General features: G+C 40.7%; 10 protein-coding genes. 7 read left to right on the top strand and 3 right to left on the bottom strand.

What is annotated here, in order from left to right:
* Positions 1-105 precede the first annotated feature (105 nt).
* Positions 106-1,080: a protease SohB gene (gene sohB / locus L0J61_RS04900; RefSeq protein ID WP_301465218.1), complete on the bottom strand. Its 975-nt coding sequence runs from the start codon at positions 1,078-1,080 to the stop codon at positions 106-108.
* A gap of 359 nt (positions 1,081-1,439) precedes the next feature.
* Between sohB and aspS the strand changes: the two genes are divergently transcribed.
* From aspS to L0J61_RS04865, 7 genes are all read left to right on the top strand, one after another.
* Positions 1,440-3,266 (top strand): aspartate--tRNA ligase, encoded by a 1,827-nt coding sequence (aspS, locus tag L0J61_RS04895; protein ID WP_301465216.1) that lies wholly within the window; start codon positions 1,440-1,442, stop codon positions 3,264-3,266.
* Positions 3,267-3,337: 71 nt separating this feature from the next.
* Complete coding sequence (locus tag L0J61_RS04890; RefSeq protein WP_301465214.1) at positions 3,338-4,297, top strand: lysophospholipid acyltransferase family protein; 960 nt, start codon at positions 3,338-3,340, stop codon at positions 4,295-4,297.
* Between the two features lie 174 nt (positions 4,298-4,471).
* Positions 4,472-5,188 (top strand): glycosyltransferase, encoded by a 717-nt coding sequence (locus tag L0J61_RS04885; RefSeq protein ID WP_192520193.1) that lies wholly within the window; start codon positions 4,472-4,474, stop codon positions 5,186-5,188.
* A gap of 505 nt (positions 5,189-5,693) precedes the next feature.
* Positions 5,694-6,860: a nucleotide sugar dehydrogenase gene (locus tag L0J61_RS04880; RefSeq protein WP_192520189.1), complete on the top strand. Its 1,167-nt coding sequence runs from the start codon at positions 5,694-5,696 to the stop codon at positions 6,858-6,860.
* 152 nt (positions 6,861-7,012) lie between these two features.
* Positions 7,013-7,762, top strand: a complete 750-nt coding sequence (locus L0J61_RS04875) for a hypothetical protein (protein ID WP_301465212.1) — start codon at positions 7,013-7,015, stop codon at positions 7,760-7,762.
* The gene (locus tag L0J61_RS04870) at positions 7,647-8,639 is read left to right on the top strand and encodes a glycosyltransferase family 25 protein (RefSeq protein ID WP_301465220.1); all 993 of its coding nucleotides are present in this window, start codon (positions 7,647-7,649) and stop codon (positions 8,637-8,639) included. The genes L0J61_RS04875 and L0J61_RS04870 overlap by 116 nt, the downstream gene beginning before the upstream one ends.
* Before the next feature lie 153 nt (positions 8,640-8,792).
* Complete coding sequence (locus tag L0J61_RS04865) at positions 8,793-9,848, top strand: glycosyltransferase (protein WP_301465211.1); 1,056 nt, start codon at positions 8,793-8,795, stop codon at positions 9,846-9,848.
* A 32-nt stretch (positions 9,849-9,880) separates the two neighbouring features.
* Here L0J61_RS04865 and L0J61_RS04860 read toward each other — a convergent pair whose 3' ends face one another.
* Complete coding sequence (locus tag L0J61_RS04860) at positions 9,881-10,843, bottom strand: polysaccharide pyruvyl transferase family protein (RefSeq protein WP_301465209.1); 963 nt, start codon at positions 10,841-10,843, stop codon at positions 9,881-9,883.
* Positions 10,844-10,967: 124 nt separating this feature from the next.
* Positions 10,968-11,897, bottom strand: a complete 930-nt coding sequence (locus L0J61_RS04855) for a branched-chain amino acid transaminase (RefSeq protein WP_301465208.1) — start codon at positions 11,895-11,897, stop codon at positions 10,968-10,970.
* Positions 11,898-11,970: the final 73 nt, after the last annotated feature.

The raw sequence follows: 11,970 nt of genomic DNA, 5'->3' as shown, positions 1-11,970 counted from the left end.
ATTCATCCCACTACCTTAGAGGTAGGGGATTTCTGCGGTAAAATGTTAAAAAAGCTATTGGGAATTAAAACACCTTGGATCAGTCACTCATAATGAAATTAAAGATTATTTCAGAATATTCAAGCGACTATTCAGATCAAAACGCGCCAGTGCATCAGGTAGCTTATCCACTGCCACACTCAACGTTGCTTCTGCAGCTTGAGCTAACCCTAGTTTTTCGGCTAGGGTTGGCTTTTGACGTGAGTGCAGTGCATAGACGTCGTTATCTTTCATACGCGCTAAGATATAGCTGTCTGACGTTTGTAGGCTATCGATTAAATGAAGCTTTAGCGCATCTTCACCATACCAGTGCTCCCCTGTCGCAACCTTGGCCACCTCTAAACTTGGACGATAAGTATTGACAAAGTGCTTAAATAACTCGTGTGTTTGCTCCAGCTCTTCTTGGTATTTGGCACGATCTTCGGCAGCATTTTCACCGAATACGGTCACGGTGCGCTTATAATCACCAGCCGTAAACATCTCATAATCAACATCGTGGTTTTTTAGCCATTTATGAAAATTCGGCAGTTGCGACACCACACCGATGGAGCCGATAACGGCAAATGGTGCCGCCACTACCTTATCAGCAACACATGCCATCATATAACCACCACTTGCGGCAACTTTATCGACACAGACTGTCAACGTTAGACCTGCATCTTTGAGACGTACCAATTGTGCAGCAGCCAAACCGTAGCCATGTACCAATCCGCCGCCCGATTCTAGACGCACCACTACTTCGTCGCCTTTCTCAGCCGTGCTGATGAGCGTGCTGATTTCTTCTCGCAAATGCTTAACCGCAGTGGCTTTAATATCTCCATCGAAATCAAGAACAAATACTTTTTGTTTGACATCAGCATTTTTCTTTTTGCTTTTAACTTTTAAAGCCTTTTTGGCTTTTTTCGCCATGTTTTTTTTAAATTGCTTGAGGGCTGCCTTCCCTTGAGTAGCCTCCATCAAATCCTCACGGCGCTGCTTTTGCGTTTCGTTCAGGTGTCTTACTTTTAGCTCTACAGGGTTTTTTGGCGGATGAAATAGCATATTTACAATTCCTCAAGTCATTAGATATAGCAATATAACGGTTCTTATTAGCGTTATGTTGATATGTGCATGATGACCTACATTTTCAAGCAAAATGGTAATATTTAATTCAAGGTACAGCCCAATGAGCAGATAGATTTAATACCAAAATACTTCTGCGTTATGATTAAGCGCAGCTGGTTGTATAACACTGGGAGATTAGGCATAATATGCGTTTATATTAAAATTCTCGCAGCCTCCGTGATGATCTTGTGTCTTTTATCACGTCATTGTGCTTTTTGCCTATCATTTAAACCGCACAGCAAAGGCTGCATTATTGTAATTATTTTAAATTGGGCTGACAATTGGATAACTATATTATGACGCATAGCGAATACCGAGATGAATATTGCGGAGCCGTAACCGAAAGCTTACTTGAGCAAACCATCAGTGTCGTAGGCTGGGTACATCGTCGGCGCGATCACGGTGGCGTGATTTTCTTAGACATGCGTGACCGTGCTGGTATCTTGCAGGTAGTCGTCGATCCTGACACTCCAGAAGCGTTTGCTACAGCTGATGCAGCACGTCCTGAATACGTTCTAAAAATCACTGGACGTGTACGTCGCCGCTATGAAGGTACTGAAAATAACAATATGACCAGTGGTCAAATTGAACTATTAGGCAAAGAAATTGAAGTACTAGCAAAATCTGAGACCCCGCCCTTCCCATTGAATGATGAGAACACCACCGTCTCTGAAGACTTGCGTCTTAAGTACCGCTATCTGGATATGCGCCGCCCACATATGCAAGAGCGTATGGTATTCCGTGCCAAGGCAACATCAGCCATTCGTCGTTATCTAGATGATCATGGTTTCTTGGACGTCGAAACGCCTATTTTGACTCGTGCAACACCTGAAGGCGCGCGTGATTATCTAGTGCCTTCACGTACCAGATCTGGCAACTTTTTTGCATTACCGCAGTCACCACAGCTATTTAAACAGCTATTAATGGTGTCAGGTTTTGACCGTTACTATCAAATCGCCAAATGCTTCCGCGATGAAGATTTGCGTGCTGATCGCCAACCTGAATTTACACAGGTGGATATCGAGACTTCTTTCTTAAACGAGAAAGAAATCATGGACATTAACGAAGGTCTGATCAAGCATTTATTCAAGACTATGCTGGATGTTGAGTTTGATGACTTCCCAAGCATGACTTACGCTGAAGCAATGCGTGACTATGCGTCAGACAAGCCTGACTTGCGCATTCCTCTGAAGTTGATCGACGTTGCTGACTTGATGAAAGACGTTGACTTCAAAGTATTTTCAGGTCCTGCAAACGACCCGAAAGGTCGTGTCGCTGCCCTGCGTGTACCAGGTGGTGCTTCGTTAAGTCGCAAAAAAATCGATGCCTATACTAAGTTTGTTGGCATATACGGCGCACGTGGCTTGGCTTACATTAAAGTGAACGACGCTAGTAAGATCAATAATGGCGTAGATCAAGAATCCGGCTTACAGTCACCAATCATCAAGAATATGACCGATGATGTTTTGACGAGCCTAATCGAACGTACAGGCTCTAAAGATGGCGATATCATTTTCTTCGGCGCTGATAAAGCCAGTGTCGTAAACGATGCAATCGGTGCACTACGCCAAAAAATTGGTCTAGACCTTGAAATGACGACTTGTGAGTGGGCACCACTTTGGGTAACTGACTTCCCAATGTTTGAGGAAACTGAAGATGGTCGTTGGACATCAATGCATCATCCATTCACCAAGCCTAAAGGCTCAGTTGAGGAGTTGAAAAACAGCCCAGAAACTGCACTCTCTATTGCTTATGACATGGTGTTGAACGGTACTGAGATCGGTGGTGGTAGCTTGCGTATCAATACCTTTGATATGCAGCAAGCCGTTCTTGAAGCTTTAGGTATCGGCGAGCAAGAGGCTGAAGACAAATTTGGCTTCTTACTTGATGCGTTAAAATTCGGTGCACCACCACATGGTGGTCTGGCCTTTGGTTTGGATCGCTTAATCATGCTAATGGTAGGCGCAAGCTCTATCCGTGACGTCATCGCGTTCCCGAAAACCAAAACCGCTGATTGTCCATTGACCCAAGCACCTGCTGGCGTTGATAGTAAGCAGCTGCGTGAACTTGGTATCCGTGTGCGTGAAAAAGCACAGGCTGATACCAATAAGCCTGCACAATAAATAGCTAAAATCATGTTTAGCTACTCATTGTTGTTCGACGAGGTTTATGAATCACTAGTGTGTGCGTGGTCATGAATCCTTACTCACTTTTGAAGTATGTACCGTTGCCTGTACTACAAGCAACGGCACGTGCTGCGGCGTGGATAATCATAAAGATACCAGGCCTGAGCATCATGCGCACTGTTAATACCAACATTGCGCTTGTTGCTCATTCATTGTCTGAACAACAAAAGCAAACACTCATCAAAGAGATTATCTACCATCAATGCTTAACCAGCATTGAATCTATCAAGAGCTGGGCGATGCCACCTGAATGGAGCATTGCACAAATTAATGATGTCTATAACAAAGATATTTTGTTAGAAGGGCTTGCCAATCCTAACGGTATGCTAGCCATAGTTCCCCATCTCGGCACCTGGGAGATGATGAATGCTTGGCTAAACCAGTTTGGTTCGCCGACAATCATGTATAAACCAGTCAAAGGTAACATTACTAACGATTTTGTCCTTAAAGGTCGTTCACGCCTCAATGCAACGCTGGTGCCAACTGACGGTAGTGGTGTCAAGGCGGTATTTAAGACCTTAAAGCAAGGTGGCTTTAGTATCGTACTTCCTGATCATGTCCCTGACCCCTCAGGTGGCGTAATCGTGCCTTTCTTCGGGATCAAGACTTTGACCAGCACTCTGGCTTCTAAGCTTGCTAGTAAAACAAAATGCGCATTGGTTGGATTATCTTGCATCCGGCGTACTGATGGTCGTGGCTTTGATATTTATTGTTATAAGTTAGATAATCCTGCACTTTATGATCGCCACGCCGAAACTGCGGCACAGGCACTAAACAACTCCATGCAACAGATGATTGAGCAACATTGCAGTCATTATATGTGGGGCTATCGACGTTTTAAACACGTGCCAACACTAGGAAACCCCTACAAAGCCAATGAAAAAGCTATCGCTGACTTCGTTCGTGAACATACAGCCGTTATCAATAACTCCAGAACAACAACGAGCAATAACGATACAACCTGTTAAATAACTGGAAGTATCACATATTATAACTGTGCTAATATTGACTGGCTTTTTAGTTTTATCTATTCTTTTCTATATCAATATGAGTGCATTATGGCAACTGACCTAACGAACATCTCATCAACCGACCTCACGGCAGCAGAGTCCATTACTACTGCGCAACGTTATGTCATCTGTATGAAATGGGGTGATAAATACGGCCCTGAGTACGTCAACCGCTTGTACAATATGGTCAGCCGCCATCTTACCTTAGACTTTCAAATGGTCTGTCTCACAGATGATAGCACGGGTATTGACCCTGCTATCATGTGCCACCCTATCCCAGAAATGGATCTGCCAGCAGGTCCTGAACGCGGTTGGAAAAAGCTTACAACGTTCAAGCCTGAACTGTACGATCTCAAAGGCGTAGCACTGTTTTTAGATATCGACATCGTTATCGTCGATAATATCGATGCCTTTTTCACTTACCAAGCCGAGCATGAAGACAGCGTCGTCATCATCCGTGACTGGAAAAAACCATGGCGCATGATTGGCAATAGTTCAGTCTATCGCTTTAACATTGGTACGGGCACGTATCCTGACTTATTGGCAAACTTCGAGCGCAACTTTGACACTATTCGTCAGCAAGTACGCCACGAACAGGCCTATTTGTCCAACTATTTACGCGAACATCATCACCTAGAATATTGGGATAAAACTTGGTGCGTCAGCTTCAAATACCAATGTATTGCGCCTATTCCTTTTAACTTTGTGCGTGCACCTACACTGCCTGATGGTGCAAAGATAGTAATATTTCATGGTGAGATTAACCCGCCAGATGCCATCAATGGTAGCGGCGGCAAGTGGTATCGTCATGTTAAACCAAGTCCATGGTTAAAAACTCATTGGCAGTAAGTAAAAAGTCTATAGCATAGCTGCCACAACAAGCAATACTGAATAATTTTCCAAATATAAACTAAGGCGTGTTGCTAAGGTATTCACATTACCTTCGACTTACTCTTTGTTTGGAACACAGATTTCATAACCTAGCAGCAATCAGCAGTGCCTATTTGTGAATAATCAAACACGCCCTAATACAAATTAGCTATACTAAGACTTAATTGCGATATGCTTTTCAAACAGCAATGAAGCCTATCTAAACACCACCTTTACCTTACTATCATAACTACTTCGTAAACAATCATCAGTCTTCATCAAACACTAGGGCGTGTCTTCATTTTAAAAATGGTGATAAAAATGAGATAAACAGCAGTCAAACAAGGAAAATAGCGCAGATAATATCGAGATATTAGTCAGCTATTTGACGCCGTTTGGCAACATTTAGCCATTTTTAACCCATTTAGATGACTATCGATTGAATTGAAGACACGCCCTAATTCAACAATTACTTGGATTAATCATGAAAATAGCAGTTGTAGGCACCGGTTATGTTGGTTTATCAAATGCGTTGTTACTGGCCCAGCATAATGAAGTCATTGCGGTTGATATCATTTCTGAAAGAATCGAACTACTGAACTCGAAGCAGTCACCTATCGAAGATAATTATATTGCAGATTTTTTATCATCTAAAGACCTGAATTTTTCTGCAACAACTGATGCACAATCTGCCTATAAAGATGCAGACTTCATCATTATTGCAACGCCAACAGACTACGATATAAAGACCAACTACTTTAACACTTCAACTGTAGAGGCTGTCATTGAACAAGCGCTATCAGTAAACCATAAAGCTACTATCATCATAAAGTCCACCGTTCCCGTTGGTTATACTAACGGTATAAGAGAAAGGTTTTCCAGCCAAAATATTATCTTTTCTCCTGAGTTTTTACGTGAAGGCAAGGCACTCTATGACAATCTTTACCCATCAAGAATCATCGTTGGCGAACAGTCTGAGCGTGCCGAAATATTTGCAAACTTACTCTTAGAAGGTGCTATTAAAAAAGATGCACCCCTGCTATTTACCGACTCGACTGAAGCTGAAGCCATTAAGTTGTTTTCTAACACTTACTTAGCCATGCGTGTTGCTTATTTTAATGAGCTAGATACCTACGCGCAGACCTTCGGCTTAGATACCAAACAAATTATCAAAGGCGTAGGCCTAGACCCCCGTATCGGTGATCACTACAACAACCCATCATTTGGCTATGGTGGCTACTGCCTACCTAAAGATACCAAACAGCTCCTTGCCAACTATAACGAAGTCCCTAGCAACCTTATTAGAGCCATCGTTGATTCTAATAGCACTCGTAAAGACTTTATCGCCGACGCAATAATCAAAAAACAACCAAAGACCGTGGGGATTTATAGACTGGTGATGAAGAGTGGCTCAGATAACTTCAGAGCATCTGCTATCCAAGGCGTTATGAAGCGTATCAAAGCGAAAGGGATCACAGTGGTCGTTTATGAACCAGTTTTACAAGAAGATAACTTCTTTAATTCAAAAGTCATTACGGATTTAAACGCATTCAAAGCTATGAGTGATATTATTGTAGCCAATCGCTTATCCACTTATATTCAGGATGTATCAGATAAAGTATTTACACGTGACTTGTTCGAAAGCGATTAGCTGCTGTATTACAAACCTAGAAAAATTAAACACTGACTATCGTTTATGCCTCATTTAGCACTCTTTTGGCTGGCCACATTGCCTTCTGTAGATTGTAGGAAATGGTATCGCCATCTGAAAATAATCCCAACGCTGAAGGAATATTAGTAATAATGAAACAACCTAAATCTAAATTGGCTAACCTACTTTCTTTGAATCAGCATCGTAAAAGACTTGGTGCAGCAAAAGTAGCAAATCAATTACAACAAGTGGATTGGGAAACCATGAGCTCACAGATCATTGAGGGTGATACAAGCACATACACTCATGGTTCTGACAAAAACCTACAATCTCATATTGATAATTTGAGACATGAATTTGTGGGTCGTACAGAGCTTGAGTACTACCATGCCAGTTTAATTGTACTAATACGCCGTGACTTTCAAACAAAAAACAACTTCAACATCTTCGAGCAGCTTTGGTATCAAAACCATGAGTTTTTGATCAACAACCTCAATACCCGATGGTTAATTTCAGCTTGTGATACCTTCATAGATCACTCTGATGATGACTACTTAATATCTTTATTGATGAATGCTGTTATCATGGTGAATACGATTAAGCTACAAGAAAGTGAGCTGTTTTTAACCGCATCAGAGAAAGCTTTACCGAAATTAGAGCGCAAAAATTCTTTAGAAGCTGAAAGATTAGCATTGTTTGATGGTGTTTCAGGATTTGCAGTGGGTACTGATGATACATTACGTAATATGCGCTGGCGCTTAGATAAGTTATGTAACGCTCATGTACTTGGCGGCATTGTTCTTAAAGTTTTTGAAAGTGCTCAGCACCCAGATGCTAACACCGTGTACTCCCGATTCCGAGCATTACATACTCGAGAAAAAACTGCTTGGTGGAAGGAGTAATTTGATGATGAATCAGTCTAAAATAACAGCGCTGGTCATAAATCTAGCAAATGCCCCTAAGCGCTGGCAGTTCCAACAACAGCAACTTTCACGGTTAGACATCATTCATGAGCGTTTCGAAGCTACGACAGTGGCTGACTTAACCAATGCTGAATATGAAAAGTGGGCCAATGACTGGCAAAGAAAGCTACGAAAAACTGAAGTGGCTTGTTTTTTAAGTCATTATCGTGTGTGGCAACACACTGTATCCACCGATCAGGCTTTGTTAGTATTGGAAGATGATGCTTTATTATCTAACCAGCTACCAGCGGCATTAACGTTACTAGCCAAACAAAATACTTTTCAATATGATCATTTAACTTTTGAAACTCGTGGTCGTAAAAAGCTGATCGCTACAGATTCTTTTTATAACTCTGAAAACTTAAGCCTACATAATCTTTTTTTGGATAAAACAGGTGCAGCAGCCTACCTCTTGACGCCAATAGGAGCACAAAAACTACTCGATGAAGTAGCAAAAAAAGGTGCGGGGCTAGCAGATGCTTTGCTTTGCCATACTAGAACACTGAAAAAAATACAATCTGTACCCGCATTAGCAATTCAAATGGATATGGCTGGTCATTATGGAATGCCTAGCTTGGAGCTTAGTTCTGTGGCTAAAAGTAGCATTTCAACCAACAGTAATGCTAAACCCACAGCCGATAACCTAGCTAGTAAATTACAATTCAAGTCCAAACGATTGGCGACGCAGATAGATATGGGGCTGATTCAAGCAAAATATGCACGTCAATCAGAGTACTTGGAGGTCTTGCCCAACCAACGTGATTTTTCATATATCAAAAGTATTCTGGATTCTAAAGCCCCCCTGAACGAATATTAGGGCAGGTTTGATTATTCGACCACGGCGCTGACAGAGCGTATTTGTGATAACCAGACACGCCCTAACTATCATCAAATATACATTTACTTCTCTGGTTTTACCCTAAATAAAAATAAATATGATTGTATATCATACAAAGGATCAAAGACTATAATGAAAAAAATTGTTCTTGCTATTTTTACTTTACAAGGAAACGGAGCTGAACGCTTTGCACTAACCATGGCCAAAGCACTATCCGATAGTGGTCACGAAGCACATTTGGTATACTTCAAAGATATGATTGAGCTTCCCATTCCAAGCAACATTAATCTTCATTTTTTCAATTATCAAAAATATAGGAAAATTCCAAGAAGCTTCAGATCTATCATTGCTTCAAAAGCTTTTGATAAGTTCATATTAAATCATATAGGCGAACCTGATTTAGTACTTTCAAACTTATACCCTGTGGATATGATTCTTGCAAAAAGCACATTAAAAAATGTCCATTTAGTCATTCATAACACACTGAGTCAAGAGTACGCTAGTACTCTAACGCCCTCTTTGGTATCCAAGCTTGAAAAGACATACCAATCCAAACCTTGTATCGCTGTCAGTGAAGGCGTTAAACAAGATTTTATTGAATTATTTGGTTTAAAATCTAACATTCAAACCATTCATAATCCTATCGATATTGAAGCAGTAAAGACAGGTGCTGATGAATTTATACCTAGTCACCAAAACTACATTGTTCATGTAGGTAAGTTCAAAGCCCAAAAACGCCATGACATACTAATAAAAGCATATGCCTTAGCTAACATACCACAAAAATTAGTTTTGGTTGGCACTGGGAATTTGCTCGCTGAAGCAAAGCAATTAGTGGCAGATCTTGAAATTGAAAATGATGTTGTCTTTGCTGGGTTTCAGAAAAACCCATACCCTTTTATTAAAAATGCAGACCTAATGGTTGTTTCCTCAGACTTTGAAGGATTTAGTATTGCTATTCTTGAAGCTCTTGCACTAGAGACACCCGTTATCAGCACAGACTGTCCTTCAGGTCCTAACGAAATTTTACCACCTAAAAACCTTGTCCCTGTAGGTGATATTGAAGCACTTGCTACCAAGCTACAACAATCAACAATAAATCCCACTAAACATTTTACTGTGCTTTCTAATGATTTTAGCCCAAAAAATACTGTCACTAAATACTTGCAGTTAATAAGTCACATATAATATAACCTTATTTACTACATAAAACTTGCCTCTTAAAATTGAGCCTTCCATTTTTCTATTTCATTCCAGGGTATATTTAACGAAGGCTTCCAACTTCCATTTATCAGCTCACTTAGTTCCGCTATTGATGCTCTATTAACGACTGGAAGATTAACATCTTCTTTCATTTCGATTGCACGGTTATCCACCCCAATAATTATCGATCTTTTTGTTAATTGAAGCGCTCGAACACCAGCATGTAACCTCGTACCAACATAATCAATATCATTTACGCTTAATACTTCATTAAAAGCTCTGAGGTTACTAGGTACAAGCTTAATTCTATCACCGTTAGGAACATCTTTTTGAAGCAGATCTTGAAAGTAAATTAGGTCTTCTGAACCTTGAGGCCAAAAATATACTTCAGAATAATTCAGTATCAATGTATTAATTAATGCTCTATCTTGGTTACTATCTTGCCGATAGTCCGTCAATGTAAACACAACTGAATCGGCTTTCTCTTTTGGTACATTAGACATCTTTTTATCAGTCAAGCCCCATAAAGTCGGACACCCAGTATTTACAATATTCATAACACCACAATCTTTTAACTTACTTTCTGTATAAGAGTCTCTCACAGAATGCAATATATCTTTTCGTAGTGCTTTCTGGTAAAAAATTTTTGCTTTCCATTCGGTTTTGTCACCATAAACATTCCAACCTACCCCAAAAAGTATGGCAGGCTGCATTTTAAATGCATCAAAAAATCCTAAAGACCATTGGTTTTTCCTTGCTCTCCAACGCCAATAATTTCTTAATAAATTTGTACCACACACAAACCCTAAATCATTATCCCAAGATTTTTTTAGTGTTGATTTTGCTAATGCATAATGGGTTGGATAAAGAACTAAATGCTCCTTACTAAATATTTTTTCTAACTCTTCCATTGCAGCTTCCATAATTATAGTGTCACCTATATTCAAAGAACCCGTCGCAGTATCATAAACAGTTATCACTTTTAAAACTCCCCCACTGTGTGTTTTCTTGCTAAGCAAAGTTTGTCAATAAAAAAGCCAAGACTCTTTATAGCCTTAGCTTTTTAGTTTCACTCACAAATCATAAAGTTGAAAATATCGGCATTTAATCAATAAAACTTAACCAATGCATGTATTGCTCGTTACGACCATGTACTACATCGAAGTACAAAGTTTGTAGCTTTTCCGTGATCTCACCGCGACCCCCATTACCGATGACACGATCATCATATTCACGAATAGGCGTGACTTCAGCAGCAGTGCCCGTCATAAAAATCTCATCTGCTAAGTAAAACTCATCACGAGTGATACGACGCTCAACCACCTTGATGCCTAAGTCATCAGCAAACTGAATAATAGTGCGGCGAGTAATACCATCAAGTGCACCACCACCTAAATCTGGCGTATGCAACACACCATCTTTTACTAAGAATAAATTTTCACCTGCACCTTGGCACACATAACCCTGAGGGTCCATCAGGATAGCTTCATCGTAGCCATTGCGGGTGACCTCTTGGTTTGCCATGATAGACACTGGGTAGTTGCTCGAGGCTTTTGCCTTACACATAGTTACGTTGGTCATATGGTGAGTGTATGAAGATGTCTTTACACGGATACCATTTTTGATACCTTCATCACCCAAATAAGCACCCCAATGCCAAGCAGCAACCATAGAGTTGATACTATTATCACGTGATGAAAGGCCTAGTTTTTCGGCACCAACCCAAATCAACGGACGGATGTAAGCTTCTGCTAAGTTGTTTTGCTTGACCACGTCTTTTTGAGCTTGCTCAAGAGCTGCTGCATCAAAAGGCACGTCCATCTGGAAAATTTTTGCAGATCCTAATAGACGCTCAGTATGCTCTTTCAGACGAAATATCGCTGTACGATTGTCAGCAGTTTGGTAAGCGCGTACGCCTTCAAACACAGCCATGCCATAATGCAAGCTATGCGTCAGCACGTGAACATGGGCGTCCGGCTGTTCGATTATCGTGCCATTCATCCAAAGCTTGCCTTCTTGTGTTGCCATATTCATTTCTTTGTCCTTATGCTAGCGCTGACGTCTAACTCTCTTTATTTAATAGTTTTAAGATAATAGTGATTATCAA

The organism is Psychrobacter sp., from assembly GCF_030457785.1.
GTDB lineage: Bacteria > Pseudomonadota > Gammaproteobacteria > Pseudomonadales > Moraxellaceae > Psychrobacter.
The sequence above is the reverse complement of the archived record's forward strand: the minus strand, read 5'-3'. Positions and strand labels throughout refer to the sequence as shown.